General features: G+C 64.4%; 24 protein-coding genes, 1 other RNA gene and 1 pseudogene. 12 read left to right on the top strand and 14 right to left on the bottom strand.

What is annotated here, in order from left to right; translation table 11 throughout:
- Positions 1-18 precede the first annotated feature (18 nt).
- A complete protein-coding gene (locus XI03_RS22395; protein WP_271593368.1) occupies positions 19-1,038 on the bottom strand; it encodes a zinc-dependent alcohol dehydrogenase family protein in 1,020 nt (339 codons plus the stop codon).
- A 24-nt stretch (positions 1,039-1,062) separates the two neighbouring features.
- The gene (locus tag XI03_RS22400) at positions 1,063-1,536 is read right to left on the bottom strand and encodes a cyclophilin-like fold protein (protein ID WP_271593369.1); all 474 of its coding nucleotides are present in this window, start codon (positions 1,534-1,536) and stop codon (positions 1,063-1,065) included.
- 168 nt (positions 1,537-1,704) lie between these two features.
- Between XI03_RS22400 and XI03_RS22405 the strand changes: the two are divergent.
- Positions 1,705-2,221: pseudogene (locus XI03_RS22405) on the top strand (LysR substrate-binding domain-containing protein); the annotation flags it as partial.
- 44 nt (positions 2,222-2,265) lie between these two features.
- Here the strand turns inward: XI03_RS22405 and XI03_RS22410 are convergent.
- From XI03_RS22410 to ssrA, 12 genes are all read right to left on the bottom strand, one after another.
- Positions 2,266-3,972 carry an ATP-binding protein gene (locus tag XI03_RS22410; RefSeq protein WP_271593370.1) on the bottom strand — a complete coding sequence of 569 codons (1,707 nt, stop codon included), beginning with the start codon at positions 3,970-3,972 and terminating at the stop codon, positions 2,266-2,268.
- Complete coding sequence (locus tag XI03_RS22415; RefSeq protein WP_028145469.1) at positions 3,969-5,483, bottom strand: ATPase domain-containing protein; 1,515 nt, start codon at positions 5,481-5,483, stop codon at positions 3,969-3,971. Before XI03_RS22415 ends, XI03_RS22410 begins: the two co-directional genes overlap by 4 nt.
- A gap of 305 nt (positions 5,484-5,788) precedes the next feature.
- Positions 5,789-6,286, bottom strand: a complete 498-nt coding sequence (locus XI03_RS22420; RefSeq protein WP_028145468.1) for a GNAT family N-acetyltransferase — start codon at positions 6,284-6,286, stop codon at positions 5,789-5,791.
- 166 nt (positions 6,287-6,452) lie between these two features.
- On the bottom strand, positions 6,453-7,556 hold the full coding sequence (gene cax, locus XI03_RS22425; RefSeq protein ID WP_271593371.1) for a calcium/proton exchanger: 1,104 nt from the start codon (positions 7,554-7,556) through the stop codon (positions 6,453-6,455).
- 93 nt (positions 7,557-7,649) lie between these two features.
- The gene (locus XI03_RS22430; protein ID WP_271593372.1) at positions 7,650-7,931 is read right to left on the bottom strand and encodes a hypothetical protein; all 282 of its coding nucleotides are present in this window, start codon (positions 7,929-7,931) and stop codon (positions 7,650-7,652) included.
- 191 nt (positions 7,932-8,122) lie between these two features.
- On the bottom strand, positions 8,123-9,994 hold the full coding sequence (gene feoB / locus XI03_RS22435; protein WP_028145465.1) for a ferrous iron transporter B: 1,872 nt from the start codon (positions 9,992-9,994) through the stop codon (positions 8,123-8,125).
- Between the two features lie 37 nt (positions 9,995-10,031).
- The gene (locus XI03_RS22440; protein ID WP_018319701.1) at positions 10,032-10,307 is read right to left on the bottom strand and encodes a FeoA family protein; all 276 of its coding nucleotides are present in this window, start codon (positions 10,305-10,307) and stop codon (positions 10,032-10,034) included.
- 124 nt (positions 10,308-10,431) lie between these two features.
- Positions 10,432-10,683: a ribbon-helix-helix domain-containing protein gene (locus XI03_RS22445; protein WP_018319702.1), complete on the bottom strand. Its 252-nt coding sequence runs from the start codon at positions 10,681-10,683 to the stop codon at positions 10,432-10,434.
- On the bottom strand, positions 10,680-10,868 hold the full coding sequence (locus XI03_RS22450) for a DUF4169 family protein (RefSeq protein WP_028145464.1): 189 nt from the start codon (positions 10,866-10,868) through the stop codon (positions 10,680-10,682). Before XI03_RS22450 ends, XI03_RS22445 begins: the two co-directional genes overlap by 4 nt.
- 281 nt (positions 10,869-11,149) lie before the next feature.
- The gene (gene fumC, locus XI03_RS22455; RefSeq protein WP_271593373.1) at positions 11,150-12,583 is read right to left on the bottom strand and encodes a class II fumarate hydratase; all 1,434 of its coding nucleotides are present in this window, start codon (positions 12,581-12,583) and stop codon (positions 11,150-11,152) included.
- 89 nt (positions 12,584-12,672) lie between these two features.
- Positions 12,673-13,191, bottom strand: a complete 519-nt coding sequence (locus tag XI03_RS22460; protein WP_028145462.1) for an SspB family protein — start codon at positions 13,189-13,191, stop codon at positions 12,673-12,675.
- Positions 13,192-13,301: 110 nt separating this feature from the next.
- Positions 13,302-13,667, bottom strand: a transfer-messenger RNA (tmRNA) gene (ssrA, locus tag XI03_RS22465).
- A gap of 95 nt (positions 13,668-13,762) precedes the next feature.
- On the opposite strand from ssrA, the gene XI03_RS22470 reads away from it, so the two are divergent.
- From XI03_RS22470 to XI03_RS22520, 11 genes are all read left to right on the top strand, one after another.
- The gene (locus XI03_RS22470) at positions 13,763-14,380 is read left to right on the top strand and encodes a chromate transporter (protein ID WP_271593374.1); all 618 of its coding nucleotides are present in this window, start codon (positions 13,763-13,765) and stop codon (positions 14,378-14,380) included.
- Complete coding sequence (locus XI03_RS22475) at positions 14,377-14,907, top strand: chromate transporter (protein ID WP_028145460.1); 531 nt, start codon at positions 14,377-14,379, stop codon at positions 14,905-14,907. Before XI03_RS22470 ends, XI03_RS22475 begins: the two co-directional genes overlap by 4 nt.
- 94 nt (positions 14,908-15,001) lie before the next feature.
- Positions 15,002-15,763: a tripartite tricarboxylate transporter TctB family protein gene (locus XI03_RS22480; protein WP_028145459.1), complete on the top strand. Its 762-nt coding sequence runs from the start codon at positions 15,002-15,004 to the stop codon at positions 15,761-15,763.
- A gap of 7 nt (positions 15,764-15,770) precedes the next feature.
- Complete coding sequence (locus tag XI03_RS22485) at positions 15,771-17,285, top strand: tripartite tricarboxylate transporter permease (protein WP_028145458.1); 1,515 nt, start codon at positions 15,771-15,773, stop codon at positions 17,283-17,285.
- A gap of 143 nt (positions 17,286-17,428) precedes the next feature.
- The gene (locus tag XI03_RS22490) at positions 17,429-18,409 is read left to right on the top strand and encodes a tripartite tricarboxylate transporter substrate binding protein BugD (protein ID WP_271593375.1); all 981 of its coding nucleotides are present in this window, start codon (positions 17,429-17,431) and stop codon (positions 18,407-18,409) included.
- 171 nt (positions 18,410-18,580) lie between these two features.
- Complete coding sequence (locus XI03_RS22495) at positions 18,581-19,375, top strand: thymidylate synthase (RefSeq protein WP_018319711.1); 795 nt, start codon at positions 18,581-18,583, stop codon at positions 19,373-19,375.
- 5 nt (positions 19,376-19,380) lie between these two features.
- Positions 19,381-19,866, top strand: a complete 486-nt coding sequence (locus XI03_RS22500; protein WP_038971207.1) for a GNAT family N-acetyltransferase — start codon at positions 19,381-19,383, stop codon at positions 19,864-19,866.
- A complete protein-coding gene (locus XI03_RS22505; RefSeq protein WP_028145455.1) occupies positions 19,866-20,375 on the top strand; it encodes a dihydrofolate reductase in 510 nt (169 codons plus the stop codon). The genes XI03_RS22500 and XI03_RS22505 overlap by 1 nt, the downstream gene beginning before the upstream one ends.
- Before the next feature lie 153 nt (positions 20,376-20,528).
- Entirely contained in the window at positions 20,529-21,665 is a 1,137-nt protein-coding gene (gene hflK, locus XI03_RS22510; RefSeq protein ID WP_028145454.1) for an FtsH protease activity modulator HflK, read from the top strand.
- The gene (gene hflC / locus XI03_RS22515; protein WP_271593376.1) at positions 21,662-22,558 is read left to right on the top strand and encodes a protease modulator HflC; all 897 of its coding nucleotides are present in this window, start codon (positions 21,662-21,664) and stop codon (positions 22,556-22,558) included. Before hflK ends, hflC begins: the two co-directional genes overlap by 4 nt.
- Positions 22,559-22,630: 72 nt before the next feature.
- Positions 22,631-22,837, top strand: coding sequence for a DUF2065 domain-containing protein (locus tag XI03_RS22520; protein ID WP_028145452.1), 207 nt, complete (start codon positions 22,631-22,633; stop codon positions 22,835-22,837).
- Positions 22,838-22,959: the final 122 nt, after the last annotated feature.

The raw sequence follows: 22,959 nt of genomic DNA on the forward strand, positions 1-22,959 counted from the left end.
GTGAGGCGTCGCCCCATCTTAGAGGGTGATCAACGTCTTGATCGCGCGCCGTTCGTCCATGGCGCGGTATCCTTCGGCGACGTCGGACAGCGGCAGCTTGAGGTCGAACACCTTTCCCGGCTTGATCTTGCCGGCGAGGACGCGGCCGATCAGGTCAGGCAGGAAGCGCCGGACGGGGGCCGGTCCGCCGAGCATGCGCCGCTGCGCGAAGAACATCGCCTGGCCGTCGAAGGTCACGCCGTGCGGCACGCCGACATAGCCGATTGATCCGCCGGGCCGCGAACAGGCGATCGCCTGCGCCATCGATTCCTGCGTGCCGACGCACTCCAGAACGGAATCGGCGCCGACGCCATCGGTGAGGTCCTTGATGCGGGCAATGCCCGCCTCGCCGCGCTCGGCCACGATGTCGGTGGCGCCGAATTCGACCGCGAGCTGCTGCCGCGTCTTGTGTCGGCTCATGGCGATGATCCGCTCGGCGCCCATCTCCTTGGCCGCCAGCACGCCCATCAGGCCGACGGCGCCGTCGCCGACTACGATTGCGGTCGATCCCTTGCGAACGTTGGCGGCATCGGCGGCATACCAGCCGGTGCCAAGCACGTCGGAGGTCGCGAGCAGGTCGGCAATGAGATCGGGCGACGGATGCTCGGCGGTTGCGACCAGGGTGCCGTCGGCCAGCGGAACGCGCGCGTAGGGGGCTTGCGCGCCCGACATGAATTCGCGCTGGACGCATGAGGATTGGAAGCCGAAGCGGCAATGCGGGCAGGTGTTGTCGGAGATGCAGAACGAGCCGACGACGAACTGCCCGGGTCGCACCGTCTTCACCGCGCTGCCGACCTCCACGACCACGCCGCAATATTCGTGGCCCATGTGCTGCGCACGACCGTCGATCGGCTGCAGGCCGCGATAGGGCCAGAGGTCGGACCCGCAGATGCAGGTTGCCGACAGCTTGATGATGGCGTCGGTGGGCTTGAGGATCTTGGGATCGTCGACCTCTTCGCAGCGGATGTCGCCGGGACCATACATGAGTGTTGCCAGCATGGCTGAACCTTTCGGGTTTGATCGTCAGGAGAGAAGCTCGAGCCGCAGCGGGTACTTTCCGCGCGCGAGCAGGGGCTGAGCGCCGCCGTCGAGATGGCCGAGACGGATCAAGCCCTTCGAGTAGCGATAGCTGCCGTGGAAGAAGGCGAGATTGCCCCAGGGCGCGAAGTAGCAGAGATCGCCCGGCGCCTCGTCGGCGAACGGGACGCTGTCGAGCTCCGTCAGCTTTCGCGGCAGATAGGCGATCTTCTCGTTGGTCGAATAGTCCTCGATGGCGAGGTCGAGCGGCAGCAGAGCGACGAGGTCCCGCGCCGACGGGTTGTCCAGAAGGGTTGCCGTAAAACTGTGGCGGTCGAAGGCGCATCGCATCTGCATGTTCGCAGCTCCCGTCCGCCCGGCGGCGTTCGTCACGGTGAGGCCGGCGACGGAGCCGGGCACCGCGGCGATGGCCACGAGGCCGCCGACAACGGTCCGGCGCGTGAAGCAACCTCTGGACATGATACATTCGCCTGTGGTCGGGGCCGGAGGGCACGAGAGCCGCGGCCGCCTCCGCCATTGAACATAACGCCCGGCGGGCGATCCGATTAGATGGATTAATCCGCTTGCGTTGATCGATGGGAGGCATAAATGGGAACTCTCGGCGGTGGAAGGCGATGGCCAGGCAGGATTTCAACGACCTTCGCCGGCGAGCGGCTGCGGCAAGCGATGGCACCGCGCATCGCGAAGATCGAGGCCGACATCGCCGACCTCATGGCGTTCCGCGACAAGCCGTCCGGGCGGACCAGGATGACGATCTCGAACCATGCATTCGAGAGCGTGGTGTGGCCGAAGCTGGAGCCGGTCCTGAAGAACTATCCGGACATCAAGCCCGAAGTCAGCCTCGACAGCGGATTTCGCGACATCGTCCAGGAGGGCTTCGATGGCGGAGCTTCGCGTCCGGGTCGACGGGCAATTGACGTTCAACAGCTCCTACACCCAGGTCGAGGCGGCCCTGAGGGGATACGGCATCGCCTACGTTCCGGAGAACATCATGAAGGCGCACATCGCCTGGGCCGACCGCGCGTTGGTGCTGGACGACTGGTCTCCGACGTTCGACGGCCACCACATCTACCATCCGAGCCGGCGCCAGAACTCGCCCGCCTTCAAGGTCATCGTCGACGCACTGCGTCATCGCGGGAAGTGACGGCGGCCGGCGATGCGGTTCGGTGCCGTCCCGTTCGTTCGAAGTCAGTACGAACCCGAGCGCTTTGATCCTGCATCGAGCCGTAGACTTGACCTCGCCGCGCTCAGCGCCGCAGACAGCTCGTCGATGTGGTAGGGCTTCGCCAGGATCTGGATGCCCGCCGCCTGCGCCTCATGGACGGAGGCTTCGGCGTAGCCGCTGGTCAGCAGAACCGGTATGTCGTTGCGACGCCGTTTGATCTCGTGTGCGAGTTCAACCCCATTCATGCCGCCCGGCATCATGATGTCCGAAAAGATCAAATCGACGGAGCGACCATCGGCCAAGGCGCCGAGAGCCGCGGCGGCGCTGGCGGCGCGTGTGACTTCGTAACCGAGTTGGCCGAGCATCTCGGCGACCAGTGCGGCCACCTCGTCGTCGTCTTCGACCAGCAGGATTCGGCCCTGGTTGCTTTTCTTCGGTCGCACCCTGGTGAGGTCGATGAGGTGCCGCTCGCTCGAAGGGACATCGAACGATCGCGGCAGGTACAGTTCGATGCTGGTGCCCCGGCCGGCCTCCGATTGAATGCGGACCGTGCCACGAGACTGCGTCGCAAATCCATGGACCTGCGCGAGCCCAAGTCCCGAGCCCTTGCCGACGTCCTTGGTCGTGAAGAAGGGCTCGAAGACCCGCGACAGGATCTCCGGAGCCATGCCGACACCTGTGTCGATCACGGACAGCCGGACATAGTCGCCGGCGATCTCCGCGTCGTTCAGCTCGGGCAGGTTTTCGCCGCGGACGAGGATCGTGCCGCCGTTCGGCATGGCGTCGCGGGCATTGACGGCCAGGTTGAGGATCACCAGCTCGAGCTCCCCGGGATCGACCTCCACCGGCCACAGCGAATCCGGAAATTCGAACTCGACATGGACGTCGCCTCTCAGGCTTCGATCGAGCAGCTCGCGCATGCCACCGATCTGTGCGGCGACGTCGACGGGTTCCGGGCGCAGCTTCTGCCGGCGCGAAAACGCCAGAAGCTGCTTGGTCAGGCTGGCCCCGCGCTGCGCCGCCTGGATCATCCCGTCCATCAAGCGGCGACGGCGGTTGGGGTCCGTCTGGCGGTCGAGCATGTCGAGGCCGCCGGAAATCACCATCAGCAGGTTGTTGAAGTCGTGAGCTACGCCGCCGGTGAGCTGGCCGATGGCTTCGATCTTCTGAGCCTGGCGAAGCGTCTCCTCGACGCGAGCGCGCTCGTTCATTTCGAGACGCAGTTGCTCGTTGGCTTCCTTCAGTTCGCGCGTCCGCTCGACCACCAGCTTCTCGAGCTCCTGCGCGGTCTGCTCGCGGGCCTCGAGCAGAGCCCGGATTTCATATTGACGCCGGCGTGCCCGGATCGCCGACTGGATGGCGCTGGTCAGCGTGATCGGCTGAACCGGCCGTTCGAGCAGCGAGACGTTACGGAGAAGCTCGACGATACTGCGTCGCCACGCGACGACCGCCGGCTGTTCTCGATGGCTGGTGAGAACGACAAAAGGGAGGTCGGACCACGGCGGTTGGCGCTCGATCCATTGTGCCAGCGGCTCCGTGTCTCTCCCGAACAATCCTTCCTCGGCCAGGAAGACCGCGCCCACGCCTTCGGTCATCGCGCTGACGAGCGCGGACAGATCGCGGCAGTTGACCGCCTCCAGGCTCGCGCCGCGAAAGAGTTCGGTCGATGCCGGCCCGTCGCGGCCGATCGGGGCGAATACGAGAACGCGGTGATCCGGGTCGAGGCTCATTCGAATGGCCCTTCCGGCAGTGCCCTGCCGGTATAATGCGGATTGCCGGAAAAGATGCCGCTGAACTCCTGCAGTGGCGGGCCGAGCCTGATCCCGCTGCTGCCAAGCCGGAATTCGCGAATGCTATGCTCGTGATTGCCGCTACGCTTCTTGACGACTGACAAGGCGCGCCGCACCGTTCCACCGAATTCGAAATAGCGCAGCATCAGCACTGCATCGCTCAAATAGCTGATGTCGAGCGGCGTATCCATGGGACCTACAAGCCCATGCTGAGCGAGGATCAGGATGGTGAGGACTCCCTGCTGTGCCAGGTAGCTCAGGAGTTCATGCATCTGCAGGATGAGAAAACGTTCATCCGGCATCGCGTTCAGGTAACCGTTCAGGCTGTCGATGACGACAAGGCGGGCGTTGTCGGCCTCGACGCTTCGGCGGAGCGTCGCCGCGAACTCACCGGGCGACAGTTCGGCCGGATCGATCTGTTGAAACCGGATTTTTCCCGAGGCGAGATGTTTCTCCAGAGGCAAGCCAAGTGTCCGTGCACGTGCTTCGACCGTTCCACGGCCTTCATCGAATGCGAAGAATACGGCGTGCTCGCCACGTTCGGCCGCCGCAATGGCATAGGTCAGTGCGACCGACGACTTGCCCGCACCGGCAGAGCCGAGCAGAAGCGCGTTGGTGCCGCGTTCGAGCCCGCCTCCCAAGAGCTGATCGAGCTCGGCGTTGCCGCTGGACATGGGCTCACCGGCGAAGGACTTGTGATGTTCGGCCGCGACGAGCCGGGGGAAGATCCGCAAGCCCCCTTCCGAAATTGTAAAATCGTGGTAACCACCGCGAAACCGGATGCCCCGCATCTTGATCACGCGAAGACGGCGCCGCTCGGCCCCATAGTCGATGGCGAGCTGTTCGAGCATCACCACGCCGTGCGCAATCGAATGCAGTTGCAGGTCGTCCTGAGAGGACGAGAGATCGTCGAGGAGAACGACAGTGCAGTTGCGGTTGGTGAAAAAGTGCTTCAGGGCCAGAACCTGACGCCTATAGCGCAGCGGGTTCTGCGCCAGCAGGCGCAGTTCGGACAGGCTGTCGAGCACCACGCGGGTGGGATCAATTCGTTCGACCTCCCTGAAGATCAAATTGGTGGTTTCGCTCAACTCCATTTCGGCGGGATGGAAGACCGTGAGCTCGCGCTCCGGGTCGAGCGTCGTCTCCGGTGGCACCAGTTCGAAGATGTCGACCCCGTCCAGCGACCAGCCATGCCGACGCGCGACGACACTCAGCTCCCTCTTGGTTTCGGACAGGGAGATATAGAGCACGCGTTCGCCATCACGCACACCTCTCAGAAGAAATTGCAGCGCGATCGTGGTCTTGCCGGTGCCAGGCCGGCCCTCGTAAAGATACATCCGATTGGCGTCCAGGCCGCCGCCCAGGATGTCATCCAGGCCGTCGCTGCCGGTCGAAACTCTCGGCGAATCCTTAAGGTCGCTGTCTGGAGCAGCCCTCGACGGACCGGTCATTGAACCCCCTCGCGCATGTCTTCCGGAAGCTGATTTTGCCCGAGCGCCCAGAGGCTGGCAGCCGGGGTTGGACCGAAGAGGTCCTTCCAAGGAACTCTTCAGACAGGAACGAGTTCCCGCAGAGAGGTTACCCGGGCGATCGATGGCCCCGGCTTGAGCTATCGATGCAAGAAGCCAGTTGCGGGTCGGAGCGTCCAAGGGACGAGCCGCAATAGACTGTGCCGATAGCTCGGTGCTGTCGGTTCAAAACTGAACACAAGCTCCTGTGCTCGCCGCAGGTGGATTTGGTCGCATCGTGGTGGCGGTCATCGCCTTGCGCGGTAGATCACCACGTCCTCGCCGTGACGACTCGTGCGCCGCTCGAGCAGGTAATTCGATTTCTCCAGCACGCGGCGCGATGCGCCGTTTGCGGTATAGACGATGCCGATGAGAGACGGCAGCTCGAGTTGTGACAGCCCGATCTCAGTCAGCTCGGTCGCGGTCTCGCTGGCAAATCCCCGGCCCCAGAGACTGGGTGTGAACGCGTAGGCGATCTCGATCTCGTCCACGTCATCCACCAGGATGTGCCGGATGCCGGCCCGCCCGGCAAATGCGCCGTCTTTCGTGCGCAGGGTCCACAGGCCAAAACCGTATTGATCCCAGTGCGCCATGTTGACGGCGAGATATTTCTCCGTTGCCTCCGCCGAACGCACGCCGCCGATGTAACGCGACGCTTCGGGATCCAGATGGAGCGCGACGAGGTCGGCGAGGTGACTTTCGTTCAGCCTCTCCGCGGTCAGGTTGTCGGTACTGAAGCGATCCATGGAAGCAGGGTGTCGCCCGGAGTTGGTCGCGATCTGGATGTTGTCGAGGCCGATGATGCCATCGTGCCGCTGTTTTGCCCGACAGGTCAACCGGCTCGCGGCCTTTAGGTTTTTGTTCAAGCATGGTCCTTTCGGAAAACCGCCGCGCACTTTTCCGGATCATGCTTTAGACCGGGCCGTGCGAGCCGGGCGGGACCATGTAGAGCGTCATCGCGAAGATCGTGTAGATGCAGAGCAGGAGTGCGCCGACGAACCAGGCGGAGCGTCCGCCATTGGTGACGAAGCTCGTCACCACGGTGGCGATCATGACCATGGTCACCGCTCCCGGCCAGAATTGAAGGTCCATGGGCTGCGGCCCGACGACGTAGCTCAGCAGCACGAGAACGGGTGCGACGAACAAGGCGATCTGGCTGGCGCTTCCGAGCGCGATGCTCACGCTCAAGTCGAGCCGGTTGCGGCGTGCCGCGGAAAACGCCACGGCCATCTCGGCCGCAGCCCCGACCAGGGCAACGACGATGAACCCGACGAATGCCGGGGTCATGCCGAGCGTTTCGGCGGCCTTCTGCACCGATGTCACGAAGATCTCGCTCACGAACGCAACCAGCACGGTGACGATTCCCAGTGTCGGAACGGCGATCGCAATCGGCAGTATCGGGCCGCCTGCCTCGCCATGGTCGCTGCTTGCAAACAGCTCCTTGTGCGTCTTCAGCGAGAACAGCAGGCTGAGACCGTAGGCCGCAATCAGCAGCACCGCCAAGGCGGTGCTCAAGCGCTGCACCGTCGCCTCGTGTCCGGGAAAGTCGAGGTCGGCCACGGCCGAAGGTGACAACAGGGCAATCGTGGCCATCAGCAGCAGCGCGGAATGGAGCCTGCCGCCTGCCCGGTTGTATTCCTGCACGCGATGCCTCAATCCGCCCAGAAACAGCGATGCGCCCAGCATGAATAGCGAGTTGGTCACGATCGCACCCGCAATCGAGGCTTTGACCAGCATGTATTGACCGGCCTGCAACGCCGTGACCGCGATGATGAGCTCCGTGAGATTGCCAAGCGTGGCGTTCAACAGCCCGCCGACCGCATCGCCGGTCTTCTCGGCCACGGCCTCCGTCGCGTGGCTGAGCAGGCTCGCGAGCGGCACGATGGCGATCACGGCCAGCACGAACAGCAGCGTATGCGCGTCCGGCATGACATGCTCGAGCACGATCACGACAGGCACGACAGCCAGCAGCCACAGCAGCGGGCTGTGCCGGAATTCCCTGAGCAGCGCGTTCATGGTCCGTCCTACGCGGTCAGACCTCGACGCTGCCGCCGGAGTGGGGCCCGGTGTTGATCTAGCTCAACGGCTTTGCGCCCTCGAACCGGCGCCTCAATAGCAGGGCGGATAGGGGTGATATCCACAAGCCCGGCGATAGCCATAGGCGCCATAGGCGGCAGCTCCCGCCGCTGCGGCACCGTAGTAAGCCCGCCGATGGACTCTACGGTTGACGCCGGCAACGCTTCCCGGCGTGAGCGGGCGTCCGACGCGGGCCTCGGCGGTGTCAATGGACACGGCGAGCGCATCCACCGGCGAGGTGTGGAACGACAGGGGCGCTGCCGTGAACAGCGCGGCGGTGACGAACAGTCCGATCAGCTTGGCATGTCCAGTCATGTGCTCTCTCCCTTTGCAGGACGACGAGAAAGCGTGACAGGCCGGTGAGGTGGACCATTGACCGAAATCAATGGTCGCGGTTTCCTGGGATCGCCTGGCCCGGATGATTCCTGCACTCGCGTAAGCCATTGATTTCACAACCCCGGTCTACTGTGCATGGGGTTGTTTTCGCAATTTTAGTTTTGAGGGCTTCAGCCGGCGCCCAGCGCCACCGCGACGTTGTACGTCAGGAGGCTCGCGGCATAGGCCAGCACCAGCATGTAGGTGAAGGTCACGGCCATCCAGGTCCAGCTTCCGGTCTCGCGCCGGATCACGGCCAGCGTCGAGGCGCATTGCGGCGCGAAGATGTACCAGGCCAGCATCGACAGCGCGGTGGCGAGCGACCACTTCGTCGCGAGCACCTGCCCGATCTGCTCGGCCGCTTCCTTGCCGCCCTCGATCGCATAGACGGTGCCGAGGGCGGCGACCGCGACCTCGCGCGCCGCCATGCCCGGGATCAGCGCGACCGCGATCTGCCAGTTGAAGCCGACCGGGGCGAGCAGGGGTTCGAGCGCCTTGCCGATGATCGCGGCGAGGCTGAAGTCGATGGCGGGCTCGGTGGCGCCCGCCGGCGGCTGCGGGAACGAGGCCAGGAACCAGATCAGCACCATCATCGAGAAGATCGTGGTGCCGGCGCGCACCAGGAACATCTTGGCGCGGGTGTAGATGCCGATCGCGATCGATTTCAGCTGCGGCATCTTGTAGTCCGGCAGCTCCAGCATGAACGGCGCCGGCGCAAAGTCGCGCAGCATGAAGAACTTGATCAGGAACGAGACGGCCAGCGCGCTGATGATGCCGGCGGCGTAGAGGCCGAACATCACGAGGCCCTGCAGGTTGATGAAGCCCCAGACGTCCTTCGCAGGGATGAAAGCCGAGATGATCAGCGTGTAGACTGGAATACGCGCCGAGCAGGTCATCAGCGGCGCGATCAGGATCGTGGTCAGCCGGTCGCGCTTGTTGTCGATCACGCGCGTCGCCATGATGCCGGGAATGGCGCAGGCAAAGCTCGACAGCAGCGGTATGAAGGCGCGGCCGTGCAGGCCGGCGCCGCCCATGATGCGATCCATCAGGAACGCGGCTCGCGCCATATAGCCGAAATCTTCCAGCAGCAGGATGAACAGGAAGATGAGGATGATCTGCGGCAGGAACACGATGACGCTGCCGACGCCGGAGATCACGCCATTCTGCAGGAAGCTCTGCAACAGGCCGTCGGGCAGGGTGGCCTGCACGAGCTCCCCGAGCGCGTCGAAGCCGGACTTGAGCACGTCCATTGCTGGTTGCGCCCAGGCGAACACCGCCTGGAACATCACGAACAGGATCAGCGCGAGCACGATGAGGCCGCCGACCGGATGCAGCACGATCGCGTCGATCCGCGCGGTCCAGGTGTCGGGCCTAGCAGGCAGGCTGACGCAGTCGGCGATGATGCGGTCGGCCTCGCGCTGGGTCGCGCGTAGTTCGCCGACGCTGAGCGCGCGCCAGCTGTTCGCCGCCGCCTCGGCGGCGAGCTTTGCCGAGATCTCGTCGGTCAGCTTCAAGAGGTCGGCGGTGCCGCCCTTGCGCACCGCGATCGAGGTGACCACGGGCAGGCCGAGCTCCTTGGCGAGCCGCTCCGTGTCGACGGTGATGCCGCGGCGGGCCGCGATGTCGAACATGTTGAGCACGAGCAGCATTGGCCGTCCGGTGCGCTTGAGCTCGAGCAGCAGGCGGATGGTCAGCCGCAAATTGGTCGAATCGGCCACGCACAGCACGAGGTCGGGCACGGTCTCGCCGGACGCCTTGCCGAGCACGAAGTCGCGGGTGATCTCCTCGTCGGGGCTGCGGCCGCGCAGCGAATAGGTGCCGGGCAGGTCGACCACCGAGACCTGACGTCCCAGCGGAGTGACGAAGAAGCCTTCCTTGCGCTCGACGGTGACGCCGGGATAGTTCGCGACCTTTTGCCGGCTGCCGGTCAGGGCATTGAACAGCGAAGTCTTGCCGCTGTTCGGCGTGCCCACCAGGGCGAGATGCAGCAGGGGTAATTCCATGGAATCACTGGTCCGGGATCAGAGGTCCGGTCGCTGTCTAGGCGACGATGATAGCCATGGCTTCGCGGCGTCGGACCGCAATCGTGATGCTGTCGACCCGCACGGCGATCGGGTCGCGCCCGACCAGCCCCTCGTGCAGGACCTCGACCCGGGCCCCCTCGACGAAGCCGAGCTCGATCAGGCGGCTCTCGAGCTCGATGTCGGAGAGCGCCGAGCCCGCCTCGCGAGCGGAAAGATGCTGGATGACGCCGGTATAGCCGCGCTGGGCCAGACCCAGCGGCATGTGCGGGCGCGTGTCATTGGTGTCGGTCATGCCCTGTATTTTCAACGCAAGGCATTGAGGTCAAGCGCGCGCGCTCCCTGAAACCGCACCTTAGAGTGATTTTAAAGTGCGGGTGGCGGAGCGCCGTCGAAGGCGCCCCCGAGGGCTGGGTTGGCTACTGGGCCGCGACCTTGTCCGGCTGGGGGGCCATGGCCCGGCTCTTGAAGTAGTCCAGCACGAACAGGCGGATCGCCGACGACAAATTGCCCTGCTGGCGGTTGTTGTCGATCTCGCCGACCAGCTCGGACAACGTCATGTTGCGCAAGCCGGAAATCTCCTTCATGCCGTTCCAGAACGCCTCTTCCAGGCTGACGCTGGTCTTGTGCCCGGCGACGACGATCGACCGTTTCACGACCGGCGACTTCATGGCTGCTCCTCGCGATCGATCTGATGCTGATCCAGATGCGCTTTCGCCTTGTCCGCGCGCGTCTCCTGCGCCGACCGTTCCGCCTTCGTGCGGCCGAACTTCGTCCGGTTGGCGTCCGCCTGCTTCGCCGAGGCTTCCCGTTCGGCGCGCTTCCTGAAACGATTCAGGTTGATGACGTTCCCCATGCCGCGTCTCCATCATCCGATCCTTTCCAGGCAGGATGAAACATTCAGAAACAGGGTGCCGCACTGCGCCCCACAAGACTTGATCGCCATTCGCTTGTCCTCGTCAATCGGCCTCTAGGGCCATCAAACGATGAATTTCGCCCCCGTCGAGGGGCGGAAGGGCTGCGTAGCACGCCGTCCTGCCGGAACATTGACGGTAATCAAATCCCGCCCCCAAAGCCGCACATTTCTAGGGCGCCGAGCGTCCGTATCATTACGGATGGCTATCGGAATTCGGAGTTCTATCCCGGGCTGGTCATCTTCTCGGGGCGTACCAGGCGATCGAACTCATCAGCCGAGACGAAGCCGAGCCGCAGCGCCTCCTCCTTCAGCGTGGTGCCGTTGGCATGGGCCGTCTTGGCCACCTTGGCGGCGTTGTCGTAGCCGATCTTCGGGGCGAGCGCCGTCACCAGCATCAGCGAGCGCTGCATCAACTCACTTATGCGCTTTTCGTCGGCACGGATGCCGCTCACGCAATGCTCGGTAAAGGATCGCGCCGCATCCGCCATCAGGCGGATGGAGTGCAGCATGTTGTAGGCGAGCACGGGCTTGTAGACGTTGAGTTCGAAATGGCCCTGGCTGCCGGCCACCGTGATCGCGGTGTGATTGCCGAACACCTGGCAGCACACCATGGTCATCGCCTCGCACTGGGTCGGATTGACCTTGCCCGGCATGATCGAGGAGCCCGGCTCGTTCTCCGGCAGGACAAGCTCGCCTAGCCCCGAGCGCGGGCCTGATCCCAGGAGGCGGATGTCGTTGGCGATCTTGAACAGGCCTGTCGCGACCGAATTGATGGCGCCGTGCACCAGTACGTAGGCATCGTTGGAGGCCAGCGCCTCGAATTTGTTGGCGGCGCTGGTGAAGGGCAGCTTCGTGATCCCGACCACGTGCCTGGCGAAAAGCTTCGCGAAGCGCGGCTTCGAGTTGAGGCCGGTGCCGACGGCGGTGCCGCCCTGCGCCAGCGGATAGAGGTCCTTCACCGCGACCTTGAGCCGGGCGATGCCGCTTTCGACCTGCGCGGCATAGCCGGAAAACTCCTGGCCGAGCGTCAGGGGCGTGGCATCCTGCGTATGAGTTCGGCCGATCTTGACGATGTTTGCGAACGCCTTCTCCTTTTTGCGCAGCGCGCGGAGCAGCTCATCGAGCGCAGGAATGAGATCGGCAGTGATGCGACTTGCGGCCGCGATGTGCATCGCGGTCGGAAACGAATCGTTCGACGACTGGCTCATGTTGACGTGATCGTTGGGATGCACCGGCTTCTTGGCGCCGAGCTCGCCGCCGAGCAGCTCGTTGGCGCGGTTGGCGATCACCTCGTTGAGGTTCATGTTGCTCTGCGTGCCCGAGCCGGTCTGCCACACGACGAGCGGGAAATGCTCATCGAGCTTGCCCTCGATCACCTCGCGCGCGGCGCTGATGATCGCATTGGCGCGGCGCCGGTCGAGCAGGCCGAGCTCGAGGTTGGACTGTGCTGCGGCGAGCTTGACGATGCCGAGCGCGTGCACCAGCGAGATCGGCATGCGGTCGGTGCCGATGCGAAAGTTCTGGCGCGAGCGTTCGGTCTGCGCGCCCCAATAGCGGTCGGCAGGGACCTCGATGGGACCGAAACTGTCGGTCTCGATGCGGGTGGCGGGGCGGGCGGTCTTCGCGCGGGCGGCTTTGGCCATGAGCACATCCATTCTACCGCGCGAAACACCGCGCGGCTCTTTCGTGTGCTTCTCTATATAGGGAGTTCGGCCGCGTGCGACGGGTTCGGGTCCAACCTAGATCATTTCTTGCGGAAACGATCGAGCCGCACGACTTCGGCGCCGCCCTGGTTCGGGGCCGCCGGCTCCTCCGTGCTTTCCGCCGTTTCAGGGGCGGGCGTCTGCACGGCGACGGCCGATGGCGCGGGAGCTGTCGGCAGCGTCTCGGGCGCGACCTCGGCAACGTCAGACGTGTCGAACTGCAGGCCGAACTTCACGGACGGATCGAGGAAGCTCTTGATGGCGCTGAACGGCACGATCAGCCGCTCCGGAATGCCGCCGAAGGACAGGCCGACCTCGAAGCGGTCCTCGAGCACGGTCAGGTCCCAGAACTGATGCTGCAGGATGATCGTCATCTCTTCCGGATATTGCGCCAGCAGCCGCGACGACAACTTCACGCCCTCGGCCTTCGACACGAAGGTGATGAAGAAATGGTGCTCGCCCGGCAGGCCCTGGGCCGCGGCATCGGTCAGCACCTTCCGCAGCACGCCGCGCAGCGCGTCGCGGGCCAGCACATCGTATCGGATATGATCGGTCGCCATGGTGGTCCTGTTGCATCCCCGAAGCCGGACCGTGCCGACTCGCCAAGCCGCAATAGTACCGCGCCTGACGGGTCAGCAGGAGTCCCCGCCGGGGAAGAAATCAAGAGTAAAGTGGAGGCTTCTGTTGCCAGGTGCCTCCGAACCCCGCCTAACGGAGCTTAACCCGTTAGGACTTTAAGATGGTCTTTCAAACTGCGTTACGCAGCCTGAGCAACCGGAGCAAAGTTGTCGTTGGCAACTATTGCAGTAGCCCGATAACGGCGGAACAATACCGGGAAAAAGTACGCCCTTTACGCCCTCGTCGATCCTATTTCGCCCCCGCCAAAGCCCGCTTCGGGATGACCGGTTGGTGGGCTTTGGTGGAGGCGCCGGGTACCGCCCCCGGGTCCGAATGGTTTATTGCGACGACCGTTTATTTCCATAGCCGGCGAACCGGCAGCCCCAATATAGGGCGCAAAGGTTTCGAATGACAGGTGTTTCGCGCGGCGATCCCACGGTTCCCTTTGGATAGGTTCCGGACGGGCAGGGCAGGAGCTTGGCGGCGTGGCGACCGGCCCTCTAAGCTCCTGTGATGCCCGACGATTCCGCACCGGCGGCCCAACAACCAGACCAGGTGCCGGATCAACCGGCCGCCGGCGCCGCGTCGCCCGGCCTGCTCGCGCTGTTCCTGGCCTTTGCCCGGATGTCGCTGGCCGGCTTCGGCGGGGTCTTGGTGTTTGCCCGGCGGGCGATCGTCGAGCAGCACCGCTGGATGAATGCGGACGAGTTCAACGAGACTTTTGCGCTCTGTCATTTCCTGCCCGGACCCAACATCGTCAATCTGTCCATGGTGTTCGGATCAAGGCTGCGCGGCATCGCGGGCGGGCTTGCCGCCTTTGCCGGGTTGTTGCTGCCGCCGACGCTGATCATGACGGTGCTTGCGATCATCTACGCCCGTTACGGTGACCTCGACGTGCTGCGCCGCAGCCTCGCCGGCATCTCCTGCGCGGCGGTCGGTCTCTTGATCGCGGTAGTGTTCCGCATGATGACGCCGCTGCTGAAGCGGACGGATCCCCTCGCACTGATCCTGATGGCCGGCGTGTTCCTCGCCATCGGCGTGCTCCGCCTGCCGCTTCCTGCGGTCCTGCTGGTCGCGATCCCCGTCAGTGTCGGCGCCACTTTTTTCCTGCGGCGGAAAGTAGCAGCATGAAGCCTGAGAATCCGATCTGGGCGCTGATCTCCACCTTTGGACTGATGTCGCTGTTCGCCGTCGGCGGCGCCGCGGCGGCGGTGCCCGAGATGCACCGCATCGCGGTCGAGGTGCATCACTGGATGACCGACAAGCAGTTCACCGATGCCTATGCGATCGCGCAGCTCTCGCCAGGTCCGAACGTGCTTATCGTGACGTTAATCGGCTATGCCGTCGCCGGCATCCCCGGCGCGCTGGCGGCGACGCTGGCGATGTGCCTGCCGACCGCGTTGCTTGCCTATTATGTCAGCCGCCTCCTGAATCGGCCCAGCAAATCGCGCTGGCCCGGCTTGATCCAGGCTGCACTGGTTCCGCTTTCGATCGGATTGATGGCGGCGAGTGCCCTGATCCTGGCCCAGTCGACCGATCGCACAATTGCTGCAGTGCTTCTGACCGCAATGGTTGCGGTGATCGCCTCGGTCTCGCGCATCAATCCACTCTGGCTCCTGCTCGCCGGGGGACTGTTGGGTTTTGCTGGCATTGTGTAATGAAAATCGCTAGGCAGTGGTCGGGCGGGGGATCCATTTCCAGCCGATTTAGAACAACAGTGCTCGTGACTTACGGGTCGCGGAGGAGACATGCATGGCCGATACGATGGGCCACTCGGCGACTGCCACCCGAAACACATCGGTGGCGCTCGGCTTCTGTCTGCTGGCGATTGCGCCGCAGATTTTCGAATTCATCTGGTCGATAGGGACGATTTTCGGTTGGGGCGCGGGCCGCGGCCCGGCCACGGTCGTGATCAGCCACGCCACCGCGTTGCTCGTCGGTGCGCCCGGTACGTTGATGGGAGCGGCCACCGGTGACACCAAGAAGGCGTCGTCCGAGGTGCTGCTCGCGCTGATCTATTCCTATCCGATCTTTGCGGTGGCGATCGTCACGCTGTTCATGACCATCAAGTCGGCGCAGGACTATGTCGGCGGGGTCATCCTGATGGCGCTGGCCCTGTTTGCGCTGTGGGCCTCGAGCGATCTGCAGGGGATGCGCGGCTTCTCCTTCGGCGCCGGCACCGCGCCGCGGATGTTCGGCGGACTGCTGGTGGCCTTGTCCGCCGGCATCGCCCTGACCGGCCTTTTGACCGATGGGCCGGCGATGGCCCATTACTCGTGGCGCGGGCCGATGTTCGTGATGGCCGCGATCCTGTTTTTCGCGCTGGCGATCCGGCCGCTCGGCCTCGTGGTCACGGCCTTTGCGAGCTTCATGATCGCCGCGACGGGATCGCATGAGACGCGCTGGCTCGAGGCCGCCATCGTCGGCGCCTGCCTGACGATCGGCTGCGCGATCCTGTTTCCGTACGTGCTCGGGTTGCCGATGCCGATGTACCCGCGTTTCCTGATCCAGTGAGGGTGTGATGGATATCTTTGCCAACCTCGCTCACGGTTTTGCCGTCGCGCTGTCCCCGATCAACCTGCTGATGTGCCTGATCGGCGCGCTGGTCGGCACCTTGGTCGGCGTGCTCCCGGGCATCGGCACCATCGCCACGGTCGCGATGCTGCTACCGATCACCTTCGGATTGCCGCCGGTCGGCGCGCTGATCATGCTCGCCGGCATCTATTACGGCGCCCAGTATGGCGGCTCGACCACGTCGATCCTGGTCAATATTCCAGGTGAGGCGACATCGGTCGTCACCGCCATCGACGGTCACCAGATGGCCAAGCAGGGCCGCGCCGGCCCGGCGCTGGCGATTGCGGCGATCGGCTCGTTCTTCGCCGGCTGCGTCGCGACCGTGCTGATTGCCGTGCTCGGCGCGCCGCTCACCAAGCTCGCGCTGGCGTTCGGCCCGGCCGAGTATTTCTCGCTGATGGTGCTCGGCTTGATCTTTGCGGTCGTGCTGGCCAAGGGCTCGGTACTGAAGGCGATCGCGATGATCGTGTTTGGCCTGCTGCTGTCGATGGTCGGCTCGGACATCGAGACCGGCGCCTCGCGCATGGCCTTCAACATTCCGGAGCTCGCCGACGGCCTCGGCTTTGCGACGGTGGCGATGGGCGTGTTCGGCTTTGCCGAGATCATCCGTAATCTCGACGCCGGTGCCGAGATGAACCGCGACCTCGTGCAGCAGAAGATCACCGGCCTGATGCCGACCAGGAAGGATCTGATCGACTCGACGCCGCCGATCCTGCGCGGCACCGTGCTCGGCTCGATCCTCGGCATCCTGCCCGGCGGTGGTGCGGTCATCGCCTCGTTCGCGGCCTATACGCTCGAGAAGAAGCTTGCCAAGGATCCGAAGCGGTTCGGCCGCGGCGCGATCGAGGGCGTGGCGGCGCCGGAAAGCGCCAACAACGCCGCCGCGCAGACCTCCTTCATCCCGCTGCTGACGCTCGGCATCCCGCCGAACGCGGTGATGGCGCTGATGGTGGGCGCGATGACCATCCACGGCATCGTGCCGGGTCCGCAGGTGATGCAGAAGCAGCCCGACCTGGTCTGGGGCATGATCGCCTCGATGTGGATCGGCAATCTGATGCTGATCATCATCAACCTGCCGCTGGTCGGAATCTGGGTCCGGTTGCTCCGCGTGCCGTACCGGCTGATGTTCCCCTCGATCGTGATCTTCTGCGCGATCGGCATCTACTCGGTGAACAACGCGCCGGTCGACGTCATCCTTGCCGGCGTGTTCGGTCTCGTCGGCTACTGGCTGATCAAGCACGATTTCGAGCCGGCACCGCTGCTGCTCGGCATGGTGCTCGGACCGCTGATGGAAGAGAACCTGCGCCGTGCGCTGCTGATCTCGCGTGGCGACTGGAGCGTGTTCCTGACGCGTCCGCTGTCGGCGGTGCTGCTCGCGATCGCGGCGAGCCTGCTGCTGCTTACGGTGCTGCCTGTGTTGCGGTCGAAGCGCGACCAGGTCTTCACGGAGTCCGAGAACTAGGGGGCTCCTGCGTCGGCGCCGCCGCCTGCGTCGGCGCGCCGCATTCGGAAGTCGAATCGACTTGTGTTACGGCTTCGTGAAATGAAAATGCCGGCCTTTGGGCCGGCATTTTGCTTGTGTCCAAGGGAACGACGGGGATCGACATGACCTTCATTCGCGCGCTCACGAGCGCATGTGCCGCAACGCTCGCCTCGCTGTGCGCTTTTGCTGCGCCGGCCGATGCGCAGACTTATCCGACGCGCAGCATCACCATGATCGTACCGTTCGCGGCTGGCGGACCGACTGACGTGATCTCGCGCATCGTCACCGGGCATATGGCGCAGACGCTGGGACAGAGCATCATCATCGAGAACGTGGTCGGCGCTGGCGGCACCACCGCAACCACCCGCGCCGCGCGCGCGGCCAATGACGGCTATACGCTCATCACCGGGCATATGGGCACGCATGCCGCCTCCGTGCCGCTCTATCCCAAGCTCGCCTATCATCCCGAGAAGGACTTCGAGCCGATCGCGCTGCTCGCGGGTACCCCGATCCTGATCCTCGCGCGCAAGGACTTTCCGCCGAAGGATTTGAAGGAGTTCGTGGCCTATGTGAAGGCCAACGCCGAGAAGGTGAACGCTGCCCATGCCGGCGTCGGCTCGGTCTCGCACGTCTCCTGCGAGCTCCTGCACTCGATCCTCGACATCAAGCCGGTCGGGGTACCCTTCAACGGCACGGGACCTGCGATGAACGCGCTGGTGGCGGGGCAGGTCGACTACATGTGCGACCAGATCGTCAATGCCGTGCCGCAGATCAATGCCGGCACCATCAAGGCCTATGCGATCGCAACGCCGGAGCGCAATCCGTCGCTTCCGAACGTGCCGACGACGGCAGAAGCGGGCCTGCCGAAATTCCAGGCCCAGGCCTGGAATGCGATGTTCGCGCCCAAGGGAACCTCGCCGGCGATCCTGGCCAGCCTGAACGCTGCGGCCAACAAGGCGCTCGACGACGAGACCGTGAAGAAGCGCCTGCTCGAGCTCGGCAGCGTCATCCCGGGTCCCGCGGAGCGGACGCCGGAGGCGCTGGCCACCCTCGTGAAGAACGAAATCGCGAAATGGACCCCGGTGCTGAAGCCGGCAACTTAGGCAATGCGATCAAGCTGATAGGTCAAGGGGCGGGACGTAAGTTCCGCCCCTTGTCGTTTGCGCCGGGAGGACTCACTTTTCCGGGTATAATCGGAGCGGACAGCGAATCGCCGCTGTTGCAGCGCGGGGGCGGCCGCTAAGTTCGCCGGCTCCCCAAAGGCTCAGTCGCACATGCACCAGTATCAGGACCTGCTCGAGCGGATTCTCTCAGACGGCGCCGAAAAGACCGACCGGACCGGTACCGGCACGCTCTCGGTGTTCGGCCATCAGATGCGCTTCAATCTGTCGGCCGGCTTCCCGATGCTGACCACCAAGCGGCTGCCGCTGAAGGCGATCATCCACGAGCTGCTGTGGTTCCTGAAGGGCGACACCAACATCAAATATCTGCGCGATAACGGCGTCACCATCTGGGACGAATGGGCGGACGCCAATGGCGATCTCGGCCCGGTGTATGGTCATCAATGGCGCTCCTGGCCGGCGCCTGACGGCCGCAGCATCGACCAGATTGCGAACGTGGTCGACATGATCAAGCGCAATCCGGACTCGCGCCGCCTGATCGTCTCGGCGTGGAATCCAGCCGAAGTCGACAAGATGGCGCTGCCGCCGTGCCATTGCCTGTTCCAGTTCTACGTCGCAGGCGGCAAGCTGTCCTGCCAGCTCTATCAGCGCTCGGCCGACGTCTTCCTCGGCGTGCCCTTCAACATCGCCTCCTATGCGCTGCTGACCATGATGGTGGCGCAGGTCACCGGCCTGAAGCCCGGCGACTTCGTGCATTCGTTCGGCGATACCCATCTCTATTCCAACCATCTGGAGCAGGCTCGGCTTCAGCTCACGCGCGCGCCGCGCGCGCTGCCGGTGATGCGGATCAATCCCGATGTGAAGGACATCTTCTCCTTCCGCTTTGAGGATTTCGAGCTCGTCGGCTACGATCCTCATCCGCACATCAAGGCGGAAGTCGCGGTTTAGCGCCGATGTCGCTCAACATCCGCCGTGTGCGCCCGGGCGAAGCCGGGCTCGTTCTCGCTTTCATCCGAGAACTCGCCGAATACGAAAAGCTCTCGCACGAGGTCGAGGCGACCGAGGCCGACATCGCTGACGCGCTGTTCGGCGAGAGACCGCAACTCTATTGCGCGATCGCCGAGTGGGACGGCGAGCCGGTCGGCTTCGCGGTGTGGTTTGCGAATTTCTCCACGTTCAGCGGCCGCCATGGCATCTATCTCGAAGATCTCTACGTGCGGCCGTCGCACCGGGGCAGGGGCCTCGGCAAGGCGCTGCTGGTCCATCTCGCCAAGGAATGCGTCGAGAACGGCTGGTCCCGCCTGCAATGGGCGGTGCTCGACTGGAACGCGCCGTCGATCGCGTTCTACAAATCGCTCGGCGCGGTCATGATGGAGGACTGGACGCTGTGCCGTGTCACCGGGCCGGCGCTGACGCGGCTTGCCGGGAGTGCGCCCTGATGGAGATCGTCTTCGTCGTCGCGATCGCGGAGAACGGCGTCATCGGCGCCGGCAACGCCATGCCGTGGCGCATGAAATCCGACATGGCGCGCTTCAAGGCGCTGACGATCGGCAAGCCCGTGGTCATGGGCCGCAAGACCTTCGAATCCTTGCCCCGGCCGCTGCGGGACCGCACCAACATCGTGATCACGCGCGATGCGGCCTATCGCGCCAACGGCGCCATTGTCACGACATCGGCCGCGGATGCCGGCGCGGTTGCGCTTGGCGACGCCCTGCGGCGTTCGGTCACCGAGATCGCGGTGATCGGCGGCGCCGAGATCTATCGGCAATGGCTCGATCGGGCCGATCGCCTCGAAGTCACCGAAGTGCACGCGCGCCCCGAAGGCGACACGCGTTTCGACATCGACAAGGCGGAATGGGACGAGGTTGAACGTATCCGCCATGCTGCCGGCCCCGACGACAGCGCCGACTTCTCCTATGTGACATATCGTCGGCGGCGCGGCCATTAACCGCTTTCGTCAATGTTTACATTGACTTTTTCGTGCCCGAGCATAGCTCGGAAGACGGGCGCCGCTGCGTTGTAAGGGACTTGCCTGTCCCCTATAAAGCCGGACCGGACAAAGCGGGCGGGGGCAATTCCACCCTGCCGAGGAGAGCGTCGAATGCCGTGGAAGAATCAGGGCGGTGGCCCATGGGGCTCGGGTCCGAAGGGACCATGGGGCTCAGGCCCGCAACCGGTCGGGCCGAGGCCGCCGGATCTGGAAGACCTTCTGCGGCGCGGCCAGGACCGCCTCCAGCAGATCATGCCGGGCGGCTATTTCTCCGGCATCGGCATCACGCTGATCGTGCTGCTGATCGTCGCGTTCTGGCTGCTGTCGGGCTTCTTCCGCGTGCAGTCCGAAGAGCTCGGCGTCGTGCTGCGCTTCGGCAAGCATGTTCGCACCGTGCAGCCGGGCCTGAACTATCATCTGCCCTATCCGATCGAGACAGTGCTGCTGCCCAAGGCGCTGCGCGTCAACACCATCTCCATCGGCATGACGCTGATCGACGATCCGGCGCGGCGCGGCCGCTCCATTCGTGACGTGCCGGAAGAGAGCCTGATGCTGACCGGCGACGAGAACATCGTCGACGTCGACTTCACCGTGCTCTGGCGCATCAAGCCGGATGGCGTCGGCGACTTCCTCTTCAACATCCAGAATCCCGAAGGCACCGTGAAGGCGGTCTCCGAGAGCGCGATGCGCGAGGTGATCGGCCGCTCGCAGATCCAGCCGATCCTCACCGGCGCGCGCAACGTCACCGAGCAGGGCGTGCAGGAGCTGATCCAGAAGACTCTGGACAGCTACGGCGCCGGCATTCAGGTCAGCCAGGTGCAGATGCAGAAGGTCGATCCGCCGGCGCAGGTGATCGACGCCTTCCGCGACGTCCAGGCGGCGCGCGCCAATCTCGAGCAGTTGCAGAACGAGGCACAGACCTACGCCAACCAGGTGGTGCCGCAGGCGCGCGGACGCTCGGCGCAGATCATGCAAGCCGCCGAAGGTTACAAGGAGCAGGCGGTTGCCGAGGCCAAGGGCCAGAGCGCGCGCTTCCTGAAGGTGTACGAGGAATACAAGAAGGCGCCCGACGTGACGCGTGAACGGATCTATCTGGAGACGATGGAGCGCGTGCTCGGCGGCGCGGACAAGCTCGTCTATGACGGCGGGCCCTCGGGCCAGGGCATCGTGCCCTATCTGCCGCTCGGCGAACTGACGACCAAGCGGCCACCTACCACCGGTCCGCAGTCGAGCGGAGGTAGCCGATGAGGTCCCCGGTCACAGGTATCGTCACTCTGCTTGGGCTCCTGCTCGTCGTGATCGTCGGCTACATGTCGCTATTCACGGTGCAGCAGACCGAGCAGACCATCGTGCTGCAGTTCGGCCGGCCCGTCGACGTCGTCACCGCACCCGGCCTGCACTTCAAGGCGCCGTGGAATTCGGTGATCAACATCGACAAGCGGATTCTCGACCTGGAGAACCCGTCGCAGGAAGCGATCGCCTCCGATCAGAAGCGGCTCGTGGTTGACGCCTTCGCGCGCTACCGCATCAAGGATGCGCTGCGCTTCTATCAGAGCGTCGGCTCGATCCAGGCTGCCAACATCCAGCTCACCACGCTCCTGAACGCGGCGCTGCGCCGCGTGCTGGGCGAGGTCACCTTCATCAACGTGGTGCGCGACGACCGCGAGAAGCTGATGCAGCGCATCCGCGACCAGCTCGATCGCGAGGCCGACGGCTACGGCATCCAGGTCGTCGACGTCAGGATCCGCCGCGCCGACCTGCCGGAGCAGAACAGCCAGGCGGTCTATCAACGTATGAAGACGGAGCGCGAGCGCGAGGCGGCCGAGTTCCGCGCACAGGGCGGCCAGAAGGCCCAGGAGATCAAGTCTAAGGCCGATCGTGAGGCGACCGTCATCGTCGCGGAAGCGAATTCGCAGGCCGAGCAGACCCGGGGTGCGGGCGATGCCGAGCGCAACCGCCTGTTCGCCGAAGCCTACAGCAAGGATGCCGACTTCTTCGCCTTCTACCGGTCGATGACGGCCTACGAGAACGGGCTGAAGTCGAACGACACCCGCTTCCTGCTGCGGCCGGACTCGGATTTCTTCCGGTACTTCAGTAACCCGTCCGGCAAGATTGCGACCGAGACGCCGGCGAAGCCGTAAGCTAGACAAAGGGCGGCGGATCTCGCCGCCCTTCGTCCAGACAAGAATAGCATAACGGGAGGTTCCAATCCGATGAGGTCCATTGCGTTCGCCGACTTCCTCATCGGCTTGGGCATCCTGTTCGTGCTGGAAGGCTTGATGTTCGCGGCAAGTCCTAACTGGATGCGCAAGGCCATGAAGAGCGCCATCGCCACGCCGGACAACATCCTGCGGGCGGTCGGGATCGGTTCGGCCGTCGTCGGCCTGGTCCTGATCTGGGTTATGCGGCGCCCCATTTAGGCGTCGCGCCAACGCCAAAGTGAAGGCGACAGACCGGTTTTCGCCGTATTATCGGGGTTCTGAGGCCCGTTAAGCTCCGCGCTTGCGCCGTCCTCCCGTCAAGCGCAGTCTGGCGCCGAATC

This window comes from Bradyrhizobium sp. CCBAU 65884 (genome assembly GCF_028128835.1).
GTDB classification, from domain to species: domain Bacteria; phylum Pseudomonadota; class Alphaproteobacteria; order Rhizobiales; family Xanthobacteraceae; genus Bradyrhizobium; species Bradyrhizobium ottawaense.